Here is a 21,989-nt window from a genome sequence, read left to right as displayed (position 1 = left end):
GACCAGTTTATCCCGGCACCCCGCCGCAGCCCGACCGTCGAGGCGGACGTCCAGCGCCTTGTCGAACCTAAGCGGAGATGGCCGCACTTCCTTGGGCGTCCTGCTTTTGGCCTTGGCGATGGTGGGCGTGGGCTACGCCGCGGCGAACTACGCCGCGATCGCAAGTCTGATTGGTGCCGGGACCCCGGCGCGGGCAGAAGTCGCCGCGGACCCGTCGCTCCCCGACTCGCCTTTTCTCCAGCAACGTGAAGCAGGCGGGCGTACAAGCCTGCTCGAAGTCTTCCCGGTTCTCGGGCAGGTTCTGACCAATGGCACGAAGTTCGGCGTGAAGTCGTCCTGGAACGACCAGGCCGCCGACAAGTATCCCATGCAGGCGCTCGTCGGCATGGACTATGCGACAACCCAGTATAACGGGCCCGCCGCCGGCGTTATCTTCGCGGCCCCGACCGGATCGGCCTGCGAGGGGACCATGGTCAGGGTCGTGCCTTTTTGCCAAGCCTTGCGCGAGCGTGCCGGCCATGTTGCCACCCAACAGCAAGATCTCGGACAATCTGGGCCAACTCGCCGTCTACGTCTCGGCTGCGAGCACAACGGGCGACCGCCAGTGGGCAGAAGGTACTTGCGTATTTTCTAAAATAATGAAATACGACGTGCGCTTCCGTTGGGGAATGTGCAGGAGATGTATTTTCCGCAGTTTTTGGTGGGGATGATCGCGATCCTCATCGCTGTGGCGGCGTGGGTTTTCGCTGCCACTGGATCAGTGTGGCTTGCAGGCGGTTGGACCGTAGCAGCAGCACTGCTTTTGCAGGTGGGGTACTTCGGGCTGGTTCTCGGCCTGACATATCACAAGCCGCGCGTTGACCAGCCGGCGGCACAGGCCCCTAAAAGACAGCCAGCGGGCAACCGAGATAACGCTTCTAAAGACCTGCATGGCGCTCGCCGCCATTGATCGCCATGTAGCCGCAACTTTGGAACTGGGCCTTTCGCGCGTTCAGCCGGTCTCGACCATGCAATTGCGGATCGCCCTGGAAGCGGGGTCCATCGCTGACAGCCATTGTTGCGATCGGCACAGTGTGCTCCCGATCACACATAGTATTGCGTTTTCTGTGATGTTCCGACCGTAGCCTATGGCCAAACCTTCAGGCCTCGCCAATTCTGCAGCGATCGGCCTTTTTTGTGGAAATGGATTGCCTTTAGGCGATCGCTCGTCGGCTGGCGGCTACATGTCGTATCGGGGAACCAACTTCGGCGATCGCAACTCCTGGGCCATTTTTGCCGCCTGGAAGATCGTCATGAGAACGTAGGTCGTGTCACCATCCGTCGAGTTTATGGCCAACACCACACGGCCAATCTCGTCACTCATGGCGCAAGACCAATCTCGTACCGCAATCGCCCGGTTTCCCACCATCTGCTCCGCCTTTCCCACAGAGCAAGCTATTTGGCCTGATGAAAACCAGCAATTTGGACTGAGGGCCCGGTCCCATTAGGCCCAACGTCCTTCTCGCCATTTTGTCCGGCACCGCGAGCAATCCAATCCTCCTCGGCACGACGAGCGAACTTGGAACAACAGCGATGAAGATGAAATGCCGGGCATCGGGCGGCACCCCAGAAAACTTTGCCGGAACAGCACTGCCGCTGGATTGCTCAGTGCAGACGAGCGCTGCCTTAGCGTTGGCCAATCAGTGCGAGCCAGATCAGCGCCGCTTGCATTGGGATCTCAAATTCGACCGCTAGCGACTGGCGCCCCGCCGACCGAGATTGCCGAACGCAAGTCGCCAGCCCCTGCTTTGACGCTTGAGAGGAGTAGCGGAAGCCATGTTTGGCAACGGGCGGCCCGGCCGGTAGCGGGGTAGACCACAAGCCGGGCCTGACCGGCGCAGGCTTGTTGGGCATCACACCGGCTAAGCAATTTTATCAGCAATCACTAATGTTTCTGCCATGTGAACGGATGACGTGTATCAACCTCGAACATCAAGCTCGGCACAAATTTTGCGTCGCCGCCAGCGGCGGAGACGAAACGATGACACTTTCACGCGAACTGTTCGAGGCTGATCTAACTTTCCATTGCCCCGGGTGTGAAACACCAGTGGTCCGAAAAGGGTCGTGGATCAAGAGCGCCAAGGTCTTCATCTGCGACGCCTGCAGCACGCAAACTCGCCTCACATATGGGCTCAAGCTCGCCATCTTTGACGCGCATCTGCATCCTGAGGCGCCGCCTAGCTTGCCGGCGACCAGAGGGCAGAGCCGGCAGTAAGCATGCCTGACGTCATCCCACATGTCCTACCGAACCGAACTGGGCGAACACCACGGTTGGGACAAATCAGAGGTTCGGTTTGCCGCGCTCGCAGCAGTCGCCCGTGCCGAGCTACATCAGGCCCGCTACCGGGGCTTGGTTCTCAGTATCCCGGCATGCTCCTCACTTGATGCCAGGCCGTGCTCCCAAAAGTTCTCCCAGGCGGAGCGGCAAGCGAGGTGACGCATGCAACTCGGCACAGCTGTCTTTCCATCGCTGGAGATATTCGGCGACTGGAATGCCGCTCCGACCAGGCCAGCGATTGAGTGCGGCAATTGCCTCGATGGATTCTGGAACCCGCTCGTATTCTTCTAGAAAGGTCAAGGACATCGCTTGCGCGAATGGATTAAGACCCGGAATTTCGATCTCGCTGCGGTGGTCGGCAAACCATGCTGCAGGGTCGCGGGTGAGGCCCTGCCTACCGGCGAGCGCCTCATAGCCTTTGATGATGTTCTCGCGGTATTCGGCAATGGCATCGCCGAAGGCGTTGTCGCCGGCGAAGGGCGGGTTTTGTTTCCAGCCCCTCGCCAAGCGTCCTAGGCCACGCAGCGAGAACGCCTCCACGATCGCTTCCTCCAACCATTGGCATGGGGGGGCCGGCTTGGCATCGGCTTGCCAACTGTTGGCAAAGACATGGCCGAGCTCATGCCCGAACTGATAGGCTAGCTTCGACCAGTCGCGTTCACCGATGTCGACGATGATCCACGCCATGTTGCTGCCATCCGGGTGAAGCCAGATGGCAGGCTGTCCTGAAGTGTGCTCGTCGACGCGAAGCCGCTCCGGCTGGCGGTCGGAAAGAAGACGGACTTCGTCAAGGCAGGCGTGACGCGTGCGCTCAACGACCTGTTGCGCGGCACGCGGAAGCATACGCCCCCAATCGCCGGCGAGCTCGATTGGGGCGGTGAGGAGCGTAGCAGGCCGATTGTTATGAAGCCTGTTTGCCGCCATGGCGTAGGGGACCTTTCGAAAGGCGTCTTTAGCGGTGGAGGCCGCTATAACGAAAATGCCGGCCACCGAGCCAAGTACCCGAACAAGATCTCGCCTTACCACTGTAATTCTCGATATCGGACAAGCCGAAACTGGAATAGCATCTACAATCTTCAAGAGGCAGGGGTGAGCAGGCGATCATGGACCGCGTGCACGTGATCAATCTCGATCGCAGCTTGGATCGACTGGCGAAATTTCGCACGGTGAACGCCCATCTGAGCAATGTAGAGAGATTTGCCGGTACGGATGGGCGCAGCTTGGATCGCGGTCGGCTTATCGAGGAAAACATCGTCTCCCAGGATCTGGAATACACTGCCGGCAGCCTGGGCTGCGCCGTGTCTCACATCGAGTTGTGGAAGGAGGCGGTGCAACGCGATCAGCCCATCACCATCGCAGAAGACGACGCGATTTTTTCGCGCCGCTTTGAAATTGAAATGCCCTCGCTTGTGGCCTCCGTCAAAGCTGATTGGGACTTCATCCTGTGGAGCGCAAGTTTGCGATGCTATGCTTGGCTAGACGCACTTCCAGGAGGAACCGGTGCAAGGCTCGAATTTTTTTCCGGTGAGGTGATGGCTAACATCCAAAATTTCCAAGAAGCACAAACCGAACCCCGCCTTCTTCGCGCACGCCATCTTCTGGGGCTAGTCTGCTACTCGGTTTCCCCTCGTGGGGCGCGGGCATTGCTCGACTGGTGCCTGCCGATACGCCCCATGATCGTGGATTTTGCCGGATTTGGCCTCAGATTAAGCAACACGGGAATCGATTGCCTAATGAACGGAGTCATGCCTTCACTGAAGGCATATGTCTGCCTCCCACCCCTTGTGATCAGCAATGAACAGCCCGAAGACTCGGTGCGCATCAATACGTGAGGCGTCAGGTGAGACGTCTTCCACGTCGATTAGCCCATTCTGGTCCCCAATGAATTCATCGGCTCTCCGGGCCAAGAGATGAGTTAAGGTCGCTTTTCTCGATCCTCGTTGCGCTGCCGAACGAAGAAATCGAGGTTAGTCTTAAGTCGCTGGTTGCCTGGGTCGAGTTGCAGCGCCAACTGCCCCCATTCGACGGCACGGTCCATCGCATTCAGGTGCCACGAGGCAATTGCCCCGAGATCGTAGAGCCGAAAACCCCAGCAGCTCGCGTCATCGAGATAGCTTCCAGTGCGACGCGTCTTCTCGATGCCGTTGCTACAGGCCCAGAACAGATTGAGCCAGTCGGCCTTGCCGTGAAACTCCTCGGCAAGGTCAAGCCAGATTTCACGTCGATGCGGCGCTTCCATCCTGGCCTTGTCCAGCCAGGCCAACCTTTGCTCCGGCTGCATGCGGGCTATATAGCGCATGGCCTCGGATCGCTCTTCGTCCCATCTGCTTGTCGGCAGGGCCAGGTAGCGTTCAAGCAGTTCGACTGCCCGCTCTTGTTGGCCCGCCCACATCAAGTCTCGTCCGAGCCAGAAACAGATTTGCGCGTCTTGGGGATCTTCCTCGTGCGCCACTTGCATCAACGGCAGGTAGTTGCTCCGCGTAGGCTTGGATAAATCCTGCACCTCGTACATCACTATGTCGCTGCTGTTCGCCGTGACCTCTCTCTCTCCGGTGAAGACGAGCGCCTCGTGGACCGGTCGCTTAAAGCGATATCCCCATCGGTGGTGAAAATTCTTTGTCGACCACCCTCGCAGCGGTGTCGGATCGTCGACGCTGGACCTGTAAATGGTCTTGCAAAAGAGGGCTGAGGTTTCGGGGGTCCAGGCAGCCTCTAGCTTCTGTCGCCAGCCGGCTTCGAGAAATCGATCCATATCCATCGTACAGCATACGTCCACGTCATCGGGCAGGAGCGCCATGGCGGCATTGCGGGCATCGTCGAAGCGCCAAGGGCGGACTGCAATCTTATGCACCGTGACCCCAGCGGCGGTCAGCCGTTCCACCGTACCGTCACTGCTGCCAGTGTCGGCGACTATCCGATAGTCCGCGTCCGCGGCCGAATTGGCCCACCGTTCCGCGTTGGCGGCTTCGTTCAACGCGATGGTATAGACTGCGACTTTCACGACGCCTTGCCCATGCGTGCGACGCTGTCATACGGATAAGCTGGATTTGCGCGCTTGCGGATGGCCACGAGCCCACCGAGCAATTGCGCCCGGTCGAGCTCATAATGGCTATCGAAGAAGAGAATTTCGGCGAATTGTCCGGCAAGCGTACTGACACCCAGCGGATCGACCGACCGCGCCGTCCCGCATTCCTTGATTTCCCGCAACAAGGCCTTGGTCGGCGTAATCTTGGTGGGGTCTTCGCCAGGCGGCTGCCAGTCGAGGTCCTCGATGAAATACCAACCATCCTCGGCAAGAAGCGGAAAGAACTCGCGCAGCGTAAGTTGTTCGTCGAAGGACGCATGGCTGCCATCGTCTACAATGACGTCGAGCGACCGCGCTCCGATCGTCGCCGCCACCCGGCGAAGGTCCTCCACGTTGGACTGGTCGCAGACGAAGGATCTGAACCTCTCGTTGTTGAGCCATGAAAAATCCGTCAGGTCGATGCCGATAACTTGGCAAAATGGAAAATAACTCTGCCACAGGGTCACCGAAGGCGTCTCGGTCTGGCTGTGTTCCGCCAACCCGCGGCAGAGCCCAATCTCCATCAGTCGCCGCATGGACAAGCGCCGCGCCGACAGCAGGCGATCGTAGATTCTCGCATAGCAGTGTCGGTTGCCGGTATGCCGGTTCTTGTCGGTGTTGAACTTGTCGGCAAGCGTTGTGAAGGAAGGAAAGCCCTCCAGCGGCTTGATAAGCTGCTCGATGAACGCGGCGCTCTTTTCGTCGGGCCTGGCTTCGTTGCGCGCCGTCCAAAGGTGGATTCCGAAAACGCGATCGTCGTTCAAATAGTCCGCCAGTTCCGCGATCGGCTTTTCAAACCTGTCTGTTTCCGTCCAGTCGATCGAGTTGAAGAACATCGGGCTGAAGACCTGGTCGTGCAACTCGGAGCCGGCATCCGAGGCTATGTAGTCGGACAGCAGCTTTGGTCCGATGTCACCAAATTCCTTGCCCGGTGCCGCGTGGAAGCGCTCGATAGACATTTCATAAAGCGCCCTGAGGTGTCGGCTGTAGGGCTTGGCGTAAATGACGTTGCCGCAAACAAAATGACCCTTGTGCGATCCACGCCATTGCAGATTGAAGAAATGATCGCCGCTGAAGGCAAACGGCCTTAGCATGATGATGTCGGAATCCATCCATAGGCCGCCATGCTCGTACAGCACAGCGTAGCGAAAGACATCGCTGAAATACCTGATCTCGGAACCAGCGACGATGCGCTCGAACGTAGCCCGAGGCATCACCTCGTCGGCAGCGCTAACCTCAACGCCATGCGGCAACAGGAAGTCCAATCTCTTCGGAGAATAACTCCAAACGCGCACCGGATGGCCAGCCGCCCGCATCGAGGCGGTGGCGGCAATCAGGGTGCGATGCTCGGCCTTTTCGGAAAGCACTTCGTAGAAGCAGTGGATCTGCGGTAGCGCCGCGCCATCGCTGAAGAACGGCGCGATGCGCCGATCGAAATCCCGCGATTGCCTTTGCCGTTCCGCCGGCGAATCGGCCGCTTCCAGGAACGGCGCGAACTTGCGGAAGAACTCCTCCGTCGTCCGGCTCGAAAGAAAACCGAAAGGCTTCGGTTCGGCAGGTGCGTCGGCGCCAATGGGTCGGCTGCCGCTGCCGCCAAATCTGATCCTGTCGGCATCTCCCGCGCCATGCGGGGTGTGAGGTGGCGTCGGCTCGAGACGGGCAATGTTCACACCCGAAGCCAGTTGCGCAACGTCGTCGAGCAACGCGGCGACCTGGTCAGCCTGCACGGTCGCGATCCATGACTCGCTATCGCCTGCGCCGTAGGAGATCATCAGGCGCTTGGCATCAGGATGCCAGGCGAGCCCGGCAGCGAACTCCAAGCCCTTGTCATGGAAGTAAAAGGGTCGCGAGACTTTGGTCAGTCGGTGGCCATCGTCGAACCAGACGAAGCGGTGCTGGTGATAATGCCGGCCCTCGTTTGGCCTCGCGCGTGCCTCGTGCACCAGCGCCAGCCAGCCGCCGTCGAACACGATCGCCTGCGAGCTGCCGCTGAACTGTGGCGCCGCGATCATCGGCGCTTGCTCCGAAACCGTCCGGCCGCTCTCGTCCAGTATCTTCGTGGGGTCGCACCGATAGACAAAACGGAGCCGGTCGCTGCCGTCAGAACTGGGCTCGACCAGCGGCATCCAGTTCTTCTCGTGCTGCCGTTGGCCGGCCGGGCGAATCACTCGCCAATCGGTGAGAGTGTGTGGTCCGAGCCCAGTGTCTTCAATTCTTGCCAGTACCTGCTCGCACCGTCCCTCCGGCGTGAGCTGCCGCACGCAGGCAAGTCCCCAAAGCTTGTCGCGCCAGGCTAACAGCCGCATATCCGCAAAACCGATCACCCGATCGTAGGCGGGCGACGGCAGATCAGCCGGTGGCAGCACTTCGCGAGCGTCCTTCGTGACGAGATCGCTGTCGAGACGCAGCAGGAAATTGCGCGTTGTGATCGGCGCCTCGCCGGGCGTTGGGTATTGGGCGGCAACGGTCGGCGTCGAGTTGACGGTTGGCTGCAGCAGCACGATTCCTTCGCCCAGGCGCGCTACCGACGGGTTGGTTGCCACATAACCCTCAGGCGCGGCAAAATCGATCCGTCGTGCCTTAAAGGACGGCATGATTTCGTTCGCCGGCCGCATGTAAAAATAAAGATTGGATCGCGCCAGGTCCCTCGGCCCGTCGCCGATTTCCCGATCAAGCGCAAGCCAGTTGCAAACTGCGAAACCGCGGTCCTTACGCGCCGGATCGCGGGCGTAGTTCGCGGCAATCGAATACTCCTCCCGCAGTCCTGCGGTGTAGACAAAATCCTCGAGAAACAGGATGTCCTGCTCGGGTCGCTTGATTGCCAGTCCGGCTTCCGAAAACAGCACGCTGGCGTCGTTCATGCCCTTCTCGCGATAATGGTGCGCAAGATCATAAAGCGGCTCGGCGCGTTGCGGGCGCGCGTTGAACGCGGCGAGGGCCTGGTGGATGAAACCGGCATCGTCGCCCATCTTTTTGAGGCACCGAGCCTCCTGGAGGCGGGCGTTCCATGCCTCCTCGTCCCAGCCGCCCATCGCGGCGCGTTTGGCGTACGCCACCGCCGCCTCCGCCGTCCGCCCGGCGTCACGGTAGGATTGCGCAAGGTAGAACCAGTAGCGATGGTTTTCCGGATCCTTGTCCAGAGCTCCCAATAGGAGCTTTATGTCACGCTCGAACTTGTCGACGCGGTTCGAACCTGTGGCATGGTCCTTGTACCAGATACACCGCAGTTCGTGCACGCCATCAGGCACGTCTATGTATTCGTGGGTCACACCGTGGTAGCGCGCGCCCGATGTGCGCCTCACCAGACGCGTGTTCCAATAGGCAAGGCCCGACTCCGACTTTTGCAGAAGCCGATAGCCCGGCGCATCGAGCTGTTCTCGAAAGCGGTGATCCTCAACGACGAGCTCCATGTCGGCGTCGTCGAAGAGCAGGTAGTCGTAGCCGAGGCTGGAGGCGTAGGCATGCTCGAGGGCCGCGTTACGCGCCTGCTCGAAATTGTGAAACGGGAATTCATGCAACTCGCCGGGTATGCTGCGGGCGGCGAAGAAAGAGCGGATGAAATCCTGCGTTCCGTCGGTCGAGCCGGTGTCGCCAATCACCCAGCAATCAATGTGATCGGCGACCGCACCGAGACAACGCTCAAGATTGGCCATCTCGTTCTTGACGATCATATTTAGGCAGAGACGTTTTGCGGTACTCATTCGCTGACTGTGGACCCCACAGAACATTGTTAGCAGAGGCTTTGGTGATGGTCTCGCGGCGTCATATGAGACAGCGATTTATTCGGATGCGCAACCATCCATATTCTTGCGGAACGCAGCAGCAGCTGCTTCGGTCGTTTGGATGATTTCGTAAAAGCACTGGATCGGGTTTTGCCCGGTCCGCTCCAATCTCGCTCCTTCCGTCCGGCATCTTCAGACATCCAACGACGGCATCGCGCTCTGGACGGGCCGCTGCAACTTCCGGACGAGCCCCTTGAGCTGACCGGCACCAGTTGTTCGGCGGGCCGTGTTCGGATCCTGCTGCATTTTTTTGTTCCAAAGAGGGGCTCGATCTAAACCTCGGATTTCCCACGATGTTTGGACTTGGGCTTTGACCGTACGGGTGTTGCTGCTCTCGTAGAATTCGTAATTTATTAACCAAGCCATTTACAAGTTTATAATTTTCGAATTTACTAATGTCTAACTAACGAGAGGGTAATCGCGGCCTGCGGGGACACCGTCGGTCGGGATATCTGCGAAGCTTGGAGTCCGGAAGTAAAGCCACTTGCTGCGTGAGGGTGCAGCATCGTGGTCGACCGGGGTTTTGTCAGTCCTTGGTGCCTTCCACTGGTGTCCCCTCGCGAGCGGGTCGGTTCCCTCACTAGTCCAGTCGAAAGATTGCGACGCGCGTGATGGAGTTCCCGGTGCTTCGAGTGATACCCTCCGGCCACCCCCCCTGTACCGATGCGGCAGTCCGTGTGGCCGCACCCCCAATTGATCCGAACCTCTCAGCTCTCGTCGACTTGCGGGCAGCCGCCGGTCGCTCGTTTGCTGACGCGTTCCAACGAGTGAAATCACACCTCGCAATCGGCCGATTTTCGGGATCCGCGAGCTCGAGCCACCTGGTTCGATCGCGGGCGCGCGGCACCGACTGAACACCGAGATACGAACCGGACAAGCGGCGGCGCAGCCGCCGGCCAGCAAGGAGGACGTTATGAGTTATACAGCGAGTTTCGCGGCAATGGAGGTCAGTGTTCGGGGCGTGCTGCCGATTGGCGACACGACCGAAAATGTGACCTACTTTATTCTGGACTCGGCCAAGAACACGATCGTTGGCCAGGTCATTCTTCCCAAGGCCGCCAAGCAAAGCCTCGCTGTATCACTCACCGTCAAGGTCCCCAGCACCGCTGGCTCATTTGCGATCGGCACGTTCGATGACGGTGGGAATTTCCAAGCCGCCAGTTTCCTGCGGGTCGAAAATCCGGCCGTTCATCGGCCAGCCGGCGCCGCCGGACCGTCTGGACGGTGATCGCGGGCCAAACTCTTTAGCCCAAACGCTCGCCTGCCGGATCGGTGGACAGCTCTTCCCCCCTGAATTGAATTCGAAGCCAACAGGAGCCAGTTATGGCCCGCGCATCTGAAATTCTGTTTGTGGATCCTTCAGTTTCCGATGTCGAGACCGTCCTCTGCAATTTGAGGCCCGAAGTCAGGGCGGTGTTGCTTGATGGGTGCCGGCCAGCGGCGCAGCAGATCGCTGCAGCTCTCGCTGGACACAAAGAGTTCGGCGCCATTCATATCATCGCCCACGGCGCACCAGGGCGAGTGAATTTCACCTCGGGCGAATGGTCCGCCTTGACTCTGAAGGACGCGGCTGATGATCTCGCCGAAATCGGCAGGGCGCTTGCCGAAGATGGCGCGTTGCGACTTTGGAGCTGCCACACAGCCTCCGGGGATGTTGGCGAAGCTTTTATAGAGGCCTTGGAAGCAGCCGTCGGCGCTAGCGTTTGCGCCTCGATATCGCTGGTAGGTGCGGCCGCCCTTGGCGGTTCTTGGGAGCTCTCGGCTCAGCGGAACTCCTTGGAGCAGTTGCCGCCGATAACGGCAATCGGCATTGCCGATTATATGGCGGTGCTCGCCTCTGGTGATCTTACGCTTACTGGCACGATCGATGCCGGCAGCAGCAAAAGTATCAACACTTTCTATCTGATCGACACAACAACAAGCCCTGCCACGGTTGTTGGAAGTTTTGTCCTCCCTTCTGCGGCAAACAGCGTAGCTACTAATTTTGCCATAACGATAACAGTCCCTGATACTACCCATACTTATGCCATCTATAGCAGCGGCTTCAATTTATATGGCACGCTTTCCCCTGCCGGTGGGAATGCCTACTCTTTTACCACTGACGAAGGAAATAACGGCGACAACGGCGATACATTCAACGGCGGGCTTCTGACCATCACAGGCCAAGGCCAAGTCGGTCCGACTGGCCCGGCTGGCGCGACTGGAGCGACGGGCGCAACCGGAGCCACCGGTGCGACTGGCACAACGGGACCGACTGGCGCGACGGGTGCCTCTGGGGCCACCGGCGCGACGGGCTCGACTGGTGCCGCAGGCGCGACGGGAGCAACCGGAGCTACTGGTGCGACCGGCTCGACTGGCGCTGCTGGAGCGACTGGCTCGACCGGGGCCACAGGTGCGACGGGCGAGACCGGTGCCACTGGAGCGACAGGTGCCACAGGCTCGACCGGAGCTACGGGTGCGACGGGCGATACCGGCGCGACTGGCTCGACGGGAGCAACCGGAGCGACAGGTGCGACGGGTGATACCGGTGCAACTGGAGCCGCCGGCTCGACTGGTGCCACGGGCTCGACCGGGGCAACCGGAGCCACAGGCGCGACCGGTGATACCGGTGCCACTGGGTCCACCGGCGCGACAGGTTCGACTGGGGCGACCGGAGCCACGGGTGCGACGGGCGATACTGGTGCGACTGGCTCGACCGGAGCGACTGGTGCCACAGGCTCGACGGGAGCCACCGGAGCCACAGGTGCGACGGGCGATACCGGTGCAACTGGAGCAACCGGCTCGACCGGAGCGACTGGTGCCACGGGCTCGACGGGAGCCACCGGAGCTACGGGTGCGACCGGCGATACCGGTGCAACTGGAGCGACCGGTTCGACCGGAGCGACTGGTGCCACGGGCTCGACGGGAGCCACCGGAGCTACGGGTGCGACCGGCGACACCGGCGCAACTGGAGCAACCGGTTCGACTGGCTCGACTGGGGCGACCGGAGCCACAGGTGCGACGGGCGATACCGGTGCAACTGGAGCAACCGGAGCGACTGGTGCCACGGGCTCGACGGGAGCCATCGGAGCTACGGGTGCGACCGGCGATACCGGTGCAACTGGAGCGACCGGTCCGACCGGAGCGACTGGTGCCACGGGCTCGACGGGAGCCACCGGAGCTACGGGTGCGACCGGCGATACCGGAGCCACCGGTGCGACTGGCTCGACCGGAGCGACTGGTGCCACAGGCTCGACGGGAGCCACCGGAGCCACAGGTGCGACGGGTGATACCGGTGCAACTGGAGCAACCGGCTCGACCGGAGCGACTGGCGCCACGGGCTCGACTGGCGCAACTGGAGCCACGGGTGCGACGGGTGATACCGGTGCAACTGGAGCAACCGGCTCGACCGGAGCGACTGGTGCTACGGGCGCAACCGGAGCCACAGGTGCAACCGGCGCTACCGGCGCAACTGGAGCAACAGGCTCGACCGGAGCGACTGGTGCCACGGGCTCGACTGGCGCAACTGGAGCCACGGGCTCGACTGGAGCCACAGGTGCGACGGGCGATACCGGCGCAACTGGAGCGACCGGCTCGACTGGCGCGAATGGTGCCACGGGCTCGACCGGGACGACCGGAGCCACGGGCTCGACAGGAGCAACCGGCGCAACTGGAGCAACAGGTTCGACCGGAGCGACTGGAGCCACGGGCTCGACTGGCGATACCGGAGCGACTGGCTCGACCGGGGCGACTGGTGCAACCGGCTCGACCGGAGCCACGGGCTCGACAGGAGCAACCGGCGCAACTGGAGCGACCGGCTCGACTGGTGCCACGGGCTCGACGGGAGCAACCGGAGCCACAGGTGCGACGGGCGATACCGGAGCGACTGGCTCGACCGGAGCGACTGGTGCGACGGGCTCGACGGGAGCAACCGGAGCCACAGGTGCGACGGGCGATACCGGAGCGACTGGCTCGACCGGAGCGACTGGTGCGACGGGCTCAACGGGGGCGACCGGAGCCACAGGTGCGACGGGTGCTACCGGTGCAACTGGAGCAACCGGCTCGACTGGCGCGACTGGTGCCACGGGCTCGACGGGAGCAACCGGAGCCACAGGTGCGACGGGCGATACCGGCGCAACTGGAGCGACTGGCTCGACCGGAGCGACTGGTGCGACTGGTGCGACGGGCTCAACGGGGGCGACCGGAGCCACAGGTGCGACGGGTGATACCGGTGCAACTGGAGCGACCGGCTCGACCGGAGCGACTGGTGCCACGGGCTCGACCGGAGCCACAGGTGCGACGGGTGATACCGGTGCAACTGGAGCAACCGGCTCGACCGGAGCCACAGGTGCGACCGGCGCAACCGGAGCAACCGGCTCGACCGGAGCGACTGGTGCCACGGGTTCGACGGGAGCAACCGGAGCCACAGGTGCGACCGGAGCAACCGGTTCGACTGGCGCGACCGGAGCCACAGGGGCGACGGGTGATACCGGTGCAACTGGAGCGACCGGCTCGACCGGAGCGACTGGTGCCACGGGCTCGACGGGAGCAACCGGAGCCACAGGTGCGACCGGCGCAACTGGAGCAACCGGCTCGACCGGAGCGACTGGTGCCACGGGCTCGACCGGAGCTACTGGAGCCACCGGTGCGACAGGTGATACCGGCGCAACTGGAGCGACTGGTTCGACTGGTGCCACGGGCTCGACCGGAGCAACCGGAGCCACAGGTGCGACCGGCGCCACTGGAGCGACTGGCTCGACTGGTGCCACCGGCTCAACCGGAGCGACGGGTAGCGGCGGTCCGACGGGGGCTACCGGACCGACAGGCCCGGGCGGCGAAACCGGGCATCAAGGTCCGCAGGGCAACAACGGGCACGGCAATGGCCAGCAGGACGCGCCAGGCAATTCCGGCGACCACAACAATGCCGATAACAGCTCGCACCAAGGACAGGGCAACTCTGCCGGTGGCCAAGGCAATGGAAATGGCGGACCCCACGCCACCTTGACGGCGGGCACGCTCGGGCTGACGGACTCCAAGCAGTTCTTGCAGTCCGGATCGTCCGGCGCAGCCAGCCCCGCCTCGTTCGGGAAGCTCGTGAGCCAGGCTGCCAGTTCGGCGACGACCGATCTCTTGAACGTGCTCAATGCGGTCAAGGGCTTTGGTCAGAACCAGAACAAGCCGTCCGGCGCCGCATCCGACCTGCTATCGGACAAGGGCAAGCAAGGTGCTGGATACGGTCAGGCCGACGACACGCTGAAAAAGGCTCTGAAGGATATTCTGAAGCCGAATGACTGAGTGTCGGTCGAGAAAAGCTCACGCGGGCCCTGCGGAAACGCAGGGCCCGCGTCCTCGCGTCTTGGAAAGAAGGAAAGGCCTCGTGCCGCGGCCTTATTCGCACTACAATAGAGTTGCCGGGCACCCACGCCGGCGCGGTCGTGGCGGCAGCGTTCTCGAAACCTCGCTTGCAGGTGGCAGAGGAAGCAGATGGTGAGCGTTCCTCAACATACCGTAGCTCAGCCGGTCCCAATCCGCACGGACTTGGAAGCGGACAAGGCCGGGCAAGGTCACAAGATCGGAGAGGACCGGGTCCCTGGCGGCCCCACCGCTTTCGATCGGATCGAGCCGCGGATCAAAGCAATGCTCCAGGTCGCCCGCTATCACGGTGTCGAGCTCGATCCTAACGAATTCAGGGCAACGAACGAAGGGTCGTTTCCGACCGCCTCCGACCTCTCGCAGTGGGCCCAGGACGCCGGGATGTGGTCTCGTGCGTTGCGGATCCGCTGGTCGCATCTGTTGCGTTTTGAGCATGTGGGGCCAATCGTCCTCCTGTTCAACGATGGCGGAGCCGGTCTCCTCATCGGGGCAAGCGCTGAACACAACCTCGTTTTCCTCAAGAGCGTCGACGCTTCCGATGACGCGGACGCTCTACCGATCGACGAGCTCCGCCTCGCCCAGGTGTGGTCTGGCGAGGCTGTCCTGTTGCGGGCGGCGCGGTCCTACGTCGCGGCGGACGCGCCATTCACGTTTGGTTGGCTGATCGATCTGGTGCGGCTTGAGAGCCGCCCGCTGCGTGATATTGGCATCGCCTCGTTTACGCTCAGCATTCTTACCGTTCTGCCGCCCCTCATCGTAATGACGGTGGTCAACAAGGTGCTGCAGTTCAGCAGCGTTTCGACCCTGGTGCTTCTCTCGGCTGTGATCGCTGTTGTGTTCGCCTACGAGACGCTACTCGGTCATGCTCGGCGGCTCATCGTCAATGTTGTCGGCACGCGTCTGGACACGAAGCTCAATCTGCATGTTTTCGGCAGGCTGTTGCGCCTGCCGCTCGACTATTTCGAGCGGCATCCTGCAGGCGAGACGATGTATCACCTTGCCCAGGTTTATCGCATTCGTGAGTTCCTGACCGGTAAGCTCCTCAGCACCTTCCTGGATCTGATCACGTTGTGTGTGCTGATCCCGGTCATCTTCTACATAAATCCCATACTGGCCTGGATGGTGCTCGCCTGCGCGGTCCTGATCATGGCGACGATCTTCGCCTTTCTTGCGCCGCTGCGTCGGCGTTATCAGCGCGTCGTGGACGCGGAGACCTGGAAGGCAGCCGCGCTCGGCGAGACCGTCGTCGGCATCAAGACAGTCAAAGCGCTCGGGCTCGAACCGCAGCGCAAGGCGCTGTGGGACGAACGGGTGGCCGACGCGGGCAAGGCGCGTCTCGCCTTCGGGGAACTGGCCAACTGGCCGCAGACCCTCGTCACGCCGATCGAGCGCGTCATGGTTCTCGGCACAATGCTGATCGGCGCCTATCTCGCGATGAACGACCCGTCAGGCTACATGGTCGGCAGCCTGTTCGCTTTCATGATGATCGCACAACGCGTCGCGCAACCTCTGGTCGGACTGGCACGGCTAGTCGAGGACTATGAGGAGGTCAGCGCCGCGATCGGGGAAGCCGCTTCGGTTCTCAACCGGCCATTGGAGAGCAGTTCCAATTCCGCCGGGCTGCGGCCGAGGCTCGTCGGCGAGATCAAGTTCAGCGATCTGACCTTCAGTTACATCGGCACCAAAACACCTGCGCTCGACCGGGTCAGCTTCGACATTCCGGCCGGTACTATGTTCGGCATTGTCGGGCGCAGCGGATCGGGCAAATCGACGATCGCGCGCCTGTTGCAGGGAATAAACCGCGACTACAGCGGGTTCCTCAAGCTCGATGGGGTTGATCTCAAGGAAATCAACCTCCGCCATTTGCGCCAGGGACTGGGCGTCGTCCTTCAGGACAATTTTCTGTTCCGCGGCTCGATCAAGGACAACATCATTGCAGGACGTTCCGGGCTGACGCTGTCCGACGCCATGCGTGCCGCTCAATTGGCAGGTGCTGCCGAATTCATCGAACGCATGCCGAACGGCTACGACACCTATATCGAGGAAGGTTCGCCCAATCTCTCTGGAGGCCAGAAGCAGCGGCTGGCAATCGCTCGTGCGCTCATTCACGATCCGACGATCCTGATCCTAGACGAGGCGACGAGCGCGCTCGATCCGGAGAGCGAGGCCGTGGTGAGCGCGAACCTGATGCGCATTGCCAGCGGGCGCACGATGATCATCGTTTCGCACCGGCTCGCCTCCTTGACCGAATGCGACCAGATTCTCGTCATGGACCAGGGTAAGGTGCTCGATGTTGCCCCCCATACGGTGCTTCTGGAGCGGTGCGGTGTCTATCGCCAGCTCTGGTTCCAGCAGAACCGGCATCTTGACGGCCGCCATGGCCGCCTGGCGGCTGTGCCGTCTCGACCTGACTGAGCTGGCCGGCAATGAGCAGCACCACTTATTCCACCCTTCCAGTTCACCGGCGCCGGCGAGATGCGAGCGATCCGACTGCGCCCGCCATCCTTGAGTTCAAATGGCCGTCGACGGCAGTCGCCAATGCACCGATTCCTTTGATGGCGCGCAGTATCGTGTGGATCATCTCCAGCATGGTCGCCGCCTTGATTGCGCTCGCCGCGCTGATACCCGTCGACCAGGTCGTCACGACACGGGGACTTGTGGTTTCGCAATCGCCCAACATCATTGTCCAGCCATTGGAGACCGCGATCGTGCGGTCGATCGAGGTGCGCGAAGGACAGCGGGTAAAGGCGGGCCAGTTGCTGGCTCGCCTCGATGCCACTTTCGCTTCAGCGGATCTGACCGCGCTGGCCACCCAGGTCTCGACCCTCGAAGCCGAAGTGGCGCGCCTCAAGGCAGAGGCCGACGGCAAGCCTTTCAGCTATGATGGACTGGACCCAAGCTGGACACTGCAGGCCGCGATCTTCGATCGCCGCAAGGCGGTATACGACGCAAAGCTTGAAAGCTTCGACAGGCAGCGTGACGAGTTGAGCTCCGTCATCTCGCGCTCACAATCCGACGCAGAGGGCTATCGGCAGCGTCTGGCTGTCGCGGCGTCCATCGAAAAGATGCGGCAGCAGCTTGAAGAGCGGCAGGTTGGGAGCCGTCTCAACACGCTTCTCGCCGAAGACAACTCGGCGGAGATGTCGCGCTCGCTCAAGAATGCCGAGCAGACGACCGAGGCTGCCAAGCGCCAGCAGGCCGCAGCCGCAGCCGAGCGTGACGCTTACGTGCAGAACTGGCGCGCCGATGTATCGCAAAGCCTTTCGGAAGCGACTTCACGGATGTCGGACGCGCGTGAGCTCCTAAACAAGGCGAAGCTGCGCAAGCAGTTGGTGGAATTGAAGAGCGAAGCCGATGCGACTGTTCAGTCGGTAGCCAAGGTATCGGTGGGCTCGGTCCTGCAGTCCGGCGAGCGCCTGATCACACTTGTTCCAGCCGACGCGACCCTCGAGGTCGAGACCAACATAGTCGGGCGCAGCAGCGGCTTCGTCCATGTCGGCGACCCTGTGGCCATCAAGTTCGATACCTTTCCCTATTCGCAATATGGCCTGGCGCATGGCACCGTTCGCGCAGTCAGCCCAGACTCCTTTTCAGCCAGGGAACAAGCGCGCGATCCAAACAGTTCGCTGGCCATGCTGCCCGCCGATGCGGATCTGTTCTATCGCACCCAAATCTCCATAGACGATGTTGCACTCCATGGTTTGCCGGCGGACTTCGCGATCAGTCCCGGCATGCCTGTGACTGCTGATGTGAAAGTGGGCCGCCGCACAGTGCTAAAATATCTGTTGGGCGCCATGCTGCCGATCGGACAGGAAGCGATGCGGGAGCCCTAGATGGCGATCCTCGACCGCCTGACTGCACGCATTCATCCCGCGCTGGCACTTCGCCGGGCAGTCCAGCTCTCTGTCAGCGGCAAGCCTGCGGAAGCTTTTGCGCTGATGGCCATCGCAGCACGCGGCGGCATTGTGGAAGCGCAATATCAGGTCGGCCGCTTTTATCTGGAAGGCATTGGCGTACCGCCGAGCCATTCTGAGGGCGCGCGTTGGTTGCGGCGGGCAGCCGATCGCGGCAGCTCCGATGCGCAGGCCCTTCTTGCTGCGCTGTGTGTAGCCGGGCTGGCGCCACGGGAAATCGGGGCTGGTTCGGAAGGCTTGTTCGAACGAAATTCCTCGGGAGAACCGGACTTCGCGGCAGCGCTCGACCTTGCGCGGAAAGCCGCCGAAGCCGGGTCCGCGACAGGACAGGCCCTGCTCGGCTATATACTGAGCAAGGGTCCAAAGGCGATGTGCGATCTCGATGCCGCGCATGGCTGGTACGAAAAATCAGCCGCGGCCGGTTGCCCGGAAGGATGCCTTGGGCTGGCCCTTTCTCTAATCCGGTTGAGGCAGCCGGAGCAGAGAACCAGAATCGCCACAGAGCTTCGTCGGGCCGCGGATGCCGGGCTCCTAACGGCGATCTATCTGTATGCGGTCCTCACCGAGCACGGAATGGGGGTGCCTGTCGATCTGCACGCAGCTCGGAGGCTTTATAGGAATGCGGCGGAGAGGGGACTCTCATCCGCTCAATTCCGCCTGGGGCTAGCACTCATCGAGGGTAGCCTGGTGGATCGGGACCCTGTCGCCGGTGAAGCCTGGTTGCGTCGCGCCGCCTTGGCTGGAAATGTCGATGCCGCTTATCGCTTGGGCGAGCTGTATGCCAGCCGGCCTCGGCGGGACTTTGCGGAGGCAGCGACCTGGTATCGCCGGGCTGCCGATGGAGGTCACCAGCCAGCGTCACGTGCATTGGCTTCGCTCTATCTTTCGGGCAATGGTGTGGCTCAGGACGCTGAGGAAGGAACTCGCTTGCTGCGGTCCGCAGCAGCCAGTGGCGATCGCCAGTCCCAAGTTGATCTGGCAAACCTCGTCCTCGAAGGCGCGGGCGAACCAGATGACGCTATCAGCATTGCTGGATGGTTTGGGGCAACCGCGTCATCGGGCGATCTGGTTGCGGCGTTCAATCTCGGTCTCTGCTTTGCCGAAGGCGTTGGCGTCGGCAAGGACCAGGAGCGTGCGGCGCGTTGGATGGGCCGCGCGGCCGAAGGCATTGCCGAGGCGCAATACATGTATGCCCGCATGCTTCAGGAAGGACGAGGCATGGCTGCCGATCAGAGGCAAGCCCGCGTCTGGTTTGAGCGGGCGGCAAAAGCTGGCATCGTGGACGCGCAGGTTGCTCTTGCCGAAATGCTTTACAACGGTCGTGGTGGAGAACGCTCCGTCGTTGCCGCCGCCCATCTTTTCAAGCAAGCCGCCGCTGCTGGACATGCCGGGGCGATGTTCGCGATCGGGGCATTGTACGAGACCGGACAAGGCCTGTCGATCAACCGTAAGGCGGCCCAGGAATGGTTTGCAGCGGCGGCAGAGAGAGGCCACGGGCATGCGCAACTCATGCTTGGCCGCTATCTCTCCAGAGGCATTGCCGGCGAGCATGACTCCGCAGCCGCCCGCATCTGGCTCGAGCGGGCGGCTGCGCACGGTCTCCAGGAAGCCTCTGACGAACTCGCCGAGATATAGCGGCGGGGTGTTGGGCTCAGCTTCGTTCGCTGGAGTCTCGCATTTCCTCGATTTCTTCCGGCTCCTTGTCGTCCATTTCGGCGATCTCGTTGCGAGCCTTGTCGTTCGCCTTGATTAGCTCATCGAGTTTCGCCTGGAGGGCTTGGGTGTCGCGATGCTCGGCCCTTTGGATAAACAGCGTCATCGCCCAGGTGATCAGCGTCGCGACGCCGTGCCAGTCAAGCGTTTCCCGCTCGAAGATAAACCAAGAGACGGTGTAGCCGCCCAAAATCAAAAAAGCTGCTGGTCGGGACGTCAATGTGCCGACCTTGGTCAGCGCCTCTCGAATCTGCAATGTCGCCATGCCTGCGAACGGCTGACGGCAATCCGGGTTCCCGCCGAGTCGGCTTGGCAGCGCGAGGTGCAACGCGTATCTACGCCAACCGAAGACCGGCCGGTTTGCTCCGGTACCGAACAAACCGCGCGACCATCGGTCTCCAATAGAAAAGTTCGCGTGTCCTAACTTAACGCAGAATGCCACCTATCATTCCAAGACTGAGCGCCTCGGCGGCATGGATGTAGCAATTCTGCGTCGCCCGTCGGTAAAGTTCGTCCGCGCTGAGCGAACTGCCTTCGACAAGTTCCCTGAAGCCTTCCATCTCCAGACGTTGCGATGTCTCCAGCAAGGCGAGCTGCTCGCGAACGATCTGGATGCAGGATCGCATCGGGCCGTTGAGCGCAATGCTCGTTTCCATGCGCCGCTCATGCACGAGAAGAACGGCGTCTTCGGTCAGGAAACGGTTCTGCCTAGGGAAGGCGGCGAAGATCGTCACTCCCGCCGAATAAACTTTCGTCTTCCCGACGCAGAAAGCGTTGCGGCTGGAATGCCGCCGGAACAGCCGAACCTCCAGCGCGATGCGCCGCGCGGCGTCCGCATCGCCGCCGCTGGTGTTCAACTCCATTAGCATGTCCTGACCGTCTTTTCGGACCGTCTCCAGGCGACCGAGGAAGAAGCTGACCGTTTCATCATCGATCAGCCCGTTGATGGAGATATTGGGCTGGAACAGGAGCTTGTCCCGGCTCGGGGCGGAGCCGTCCTGCTCGTGTGAAACGCTGTCGTCGTGGAAAGTCATGGAATGTCTCGCCGGGATGCTCGAGATCCCAACCATTCATCGATCCGTTCGTTCCTCGCGGTTTCGGATTCGGGAACATCGACGCCACAGGCCGGTTATTTCGCTGCGAGGAGGCTCTCCATGAACGCGACGAAAGAATTCCTGCGCAGCTGGCTTGAAGAGAATGTCGGCAATTTGCCTGCCGACACCGAGATCAGCGTTCCGATGTTGGCGCAGCAGTTCGAGGAGGATGCCGATGCCGCCGGCTACGGTCGCGAAGTGCGGGAGCAGGAGGTCGGCAATATCGAAGATGCCATCCGACGCGCGCTCGATAAAACCGGCGAGGAAAATGCGGAGCCGGAATCGAATGCCGACGAGGAGAATTCACTGGCGCCGGTTATCGATGCCTTGGAAGCTTCCGAGCCCGACCATGAGGCATCGGACGATGCCGAGGGCCGCGGTAATGGTCAGCAGTAGCGGAACAAAGGTCGACGCCAGAGGTTTGGCTCTCGATTCATCCCGGCAGCCATGCACACATTTGGTCGAACAGAGAAGCCTACAATGACGAAGTCCCCCGGAAAGAGCGATCCTGCCGCGCCGGGATCAAGCAGCGGTCAGGCGAAGCGGCAAACAGAGACATCGCCGGAGCAAGATCCCGCGGAAGGATCGCGCAGGACGGTGGATCACGAGTTGGAGCGGCAAAAGCGCTCGCCCGAGGCCGAGGATCGAAAGTCCGGGCGACAGGCGCTGCGGGACCAGGTCGAGGAAGAGACGGAGCTGCCTCAGAAGGGGTCGGCCTGAGAGCAAGCAGCGCCGCATCGCCTGCTTCCGCAA

15 protein-coding genes and 1 pseudogene are annotated in these 21,989 nt (G+C 61.6%); 11 read left to right on the top strand and 5 right to left on the bottom strand.

Annotation, left to right across the window (positions count from 1 at the left end; genetic code table 11):
* Nucleotides 1–91 precede the first annotated feature (91 nt).
* From ACVMIM_RS27455 to ACVMIM_RS27445, 3 genes are all read left to right on the top strand, one after another.
* The gene (locus ACVMIM_RS27455; RefSeq protein ID WP_476115718.1) at nt 92–634 is read left to right on the top strand and encodes a hypothetical protein; all 543 of its coding nucleotides are present in this window, start codon (nt 92–94) and stop codon (nt 632–634) included.
* Between the two features lie 45 nt (nt 635–679).
* Complete coding sequence (locus ACVMIM_RS27450; protein WP_040999638.1) at nt 680–949, top strand: exopolysaccharide production repressor protein; 270 nt, start codon at nt 680–682, stop codon at nt 947–949.
* 870 nt (nt 950–1,819) lie between these two features.
* The gene (locus ACVMIM_RS27445; protein WP_476115716.1) at nt 1,820–2,254 is read left to right on the top strand and encodes a hypothetical protein; all 435 of its coding nucleotides are present in this window, start codon (nt 1,820–1,822) and stop codon (nt 2,252–2,254) included.
* A gap of 162 nt (nt 2,255–2,416) precedes the next feature.
* On the opposite strand, the gene ACVMIM_RS27440 is transcribed toward ACVMIM_RS27445, so the two are convergent.
* The gene (locus ACVMIM_RS27440; RefSeq protein WP_476115714.1) at nt 2,417–3,307 is read right to left on the bottom strand and encodes a hypothetical protein; all 891 of its coding nucleotides are present in this window, start codon (nt 3,305–3,307) and stop codon (nt 2,417–2,419) included.
* 113 nt (nt 3,308–3,420) lie between these two features.
* Here ACVMIM_RS27440 and ACVMIM_RS27435 point away from each other — a divergent pair, with 113 nt between their 5' ends.
* Complete coding sequence (locus ACVMIM_RS27435) at nt 3,421–4,149, top strand: glycosyltransferase family 25 protein (RefSeq protein ID WP_476115713.1); 729 nt, start codon at nt 3,421–3,423, stop codon at nt 4,147–4,149.
* A gap of 83 nt (nt 4,150–4,232) precedes the next feature.
* On the opposite strand, the gene ACVMIM_RS27430 is transcribed toward ACVMIM_RS27435, so the two are convergent.
* Together ACVMIM_RS27430 and ACVMIM_RS27425 are read right to left on the bottom strand one after the other, a co-directional pair.
* Nucleotides 4,233–5,318: a tetratricopeptide repeat-containing glycosyltransferase gene (locus ACVMIM_RS27430; protein WP_476115711.1), complete on the bottom strand. Its 1,086-nt coding sequence runs from the start codon at nt 5,316–5,318 to the stop codon at nt 4,233–4,235.
* Nucleotides 5,315–9,082 carry a glycosyltransferase gene (locus ACVMIM_RS27425; RefSeq protein WP_476115710.1) on the bottom strand — a complete coding sequence of 1,256 codons (3,768 nt, stop codon included), beginning with the start codon at nt 9,080–9,082 and terminating at the stop codon, nt 5,315–5,317. The genes ACVMIM_RS27430 and ACVMIM_RS27425 overlap by 4 nt, the downstream gene beginning before the upstream one ends.
* 994 nt (nt 9,083–10,076) lie before the next feature.
* On the opposite strand from ACVMIM_RS27425, the gene ACVMIM_RS27420 reads away from it, so the two are divergent.
* From ACVMIM_RS27420 to ACVMIM_RS27395, 6 genes and pseudogenes are all read left to right on the top strand, one after another.
* Entirely contained in the window at nt 10,077–10,391 is a 315-nt protein-coding gene (locus tag ACVMIM_RS27420) for a hypothetical protein (protein WP_278048367.1), read from the top strand.
* A 95-nt stretch (nt 10,392–10,486) separates the two neighbouring features.
* Nucleotides 10,487–10,936 (top strand): annotated as a pseudogene (locus ACVMIM_RS27415) (DUF4347 domain-containing protein); the annotation flags it as partial.
* Between the two features lie 3,207 nt (nt 10,937–14,143).
* Nucleotides 14,144–14,437 (top strand): hypothetical protein, encoded by a 294-nt coding sequence (locus ACVMIM_RS27410; protein ID WP_476117481.1) that lies wholly within the window; start codon nt 14,144–14,146, stop codon nt 14,435–14,437.
* Nucleotides 14,438–14,626: 189 nt separating this feature from the next.
* Nucleotides 14,627–16,930 carry a peptidase domain-containing ABC transporter gene (locus tag ACVMIM_RS27405; protein ID WP_476115708.1) on the top strand — a complete coding sequence of 768 codons (2,304 nt, stop codon included), beginning with the start codon at nt 14,627–14,629 and terminating at the stop codon, nt 16,928–16,930.
* Nucleotides 16,931–16,941: 11 nt separating this feature from the next.
* Nucleotides 16,942–18,348 carry an HlyD family type I secretion periplasmic adaptor subunit gene (locus ACVMIM_RS27400; protein ID WP_476115707.1) on the top strand — a complete coding sequence of 469 codons (1,407 nt, stop codon included), beginning with the start codon at nt 16,942–16,944 and terminating at the stop codon, nt 18,346–18,348.
* Complete coding sequence (locus tag ACVMIM_RS27395; protein WP_476115705.1) at nt 18,349–20,064, top strand: tetratricopeptide repeat protein; 1,716 nt, start codon at nt 18,349–18,351, stop codon at nt 20,062–20,064. It begins immediately after the preceding gene.
* Nucleotides 20,065–20,080: 16 nt separating this feature from the next.
* Here the strand turns inward: ACVMIM_RS27395 and ACVMIM_RS27390 are convergent, their stop codons facing one another.
* Complete coding sequence (locus tag ACVMIM_RS27390) at nt 20,081–20,470, bottom strand: low affinity iron permease family protein (RefSeq protein WP_476115704.1); 390 nt, start codon at nt 20,468–20,470, stop codon at nt 20,081–20,083.
* Between the two features lie 97 nt (nt 20,471–20,567).
* Nucleotides 20,568–21,176, bottom strand: a complete 609-nt coding sequence (locus ACVMIM_RS27385; protein ID WP_278048362.1) for an ATP-dependent Clp protease proteolytic subunit — start codon at nt 21,174–21,176, stop codon at nt 20,568–20,570.
* A gap of 120 nt (nt 21,177–21,296) precedes the next feature.
* Between ACVMIM_RS27385 and ACVMIM_RS27380 the strand changes: the two genes are divergently transcribed.
* On the top strand, nt 21,297–21,632 hold the full coding sequence (locus tag ACVMIM_RS27380) for a hypothetical protein (RefSeq protein WP_476115702.1): 336 nt from the start codon (nt 21,297–21,299) through the stop codon (nt 21,630–21,632).
* Nucleotides 21,633–21,989: the final 357 nt, after the last annotated feature.

Source organism: Mesorhizobium sp. USDA 4413 (genome assembly GCF_056280365.1).
This window is presented reverse-complemented; position numbering and strand designations above follow the sequence as displayed.

Coding starts and splice junctions, on each gene's coding strand:
- ACVMIM_RS27450 (WP_040999638.1), top strand. CDS start 680: ATGTATTTTCCGCAGTTTTTGGTGGGGATGATCGCGATCCTCATCGCT.
- ACVMIM_RS27435 (WP_476115713.1), top strand. CDS start 3,421: ATGGACCGCGTGCACGTGATCAATCTCGATCGCAGCTTGGATCGACTG.
- ACVMIM_RS27425 (WP_476115710.1), bottom strand. CDS start 9,082: ATGAGTACCGCAAAACGTCTCTGCCTAAATATGATCGTCAAGAACGAG.
- ACVMIM_RS27420 (WP_278048367.1), top strand. CDS start 10,077: ATGAGTTATACAGCGAGTTTCGCGGCAATGGAGGTCAGTGTTCGGGGC.
- ACVMIM_RS27405 (WP_476115708.1), top strand. CDS start 14,627: ATGGTGAGCGTTCCTCAACATACCGTAGCTCAGCCGGTCCCAATCCGC.
- ACVMIM_RS27400 (WP_476115707.1), top strand. CDS start 16,942: ATGAGCAGCACCACTTATTCCACCCTTCCAGTTCACCGGCGCCGGCGA.
- ACVMIM_RS27395 (WP_476115705.1), top strand. CDS start 18,349: ATGGCGATCCTCGACCGCCTGACTGCACGCATTCATCCCGCGCTGGCA.
- ACVMIM_RS27385 (WP_278048362.1), bottom strand. CDS start 21,176: ATGACTTTCCACGACGACAGCGTTTCACACGAGCAGGACGGCTCCGCC.
- ACVMIM_RS27380 (WP_476115702.1), top strand. CDS start 21,297: ATGAACGCGACGAAAGAATTCCTGCGCAGCTGGCTTGAAGAGAATGTC.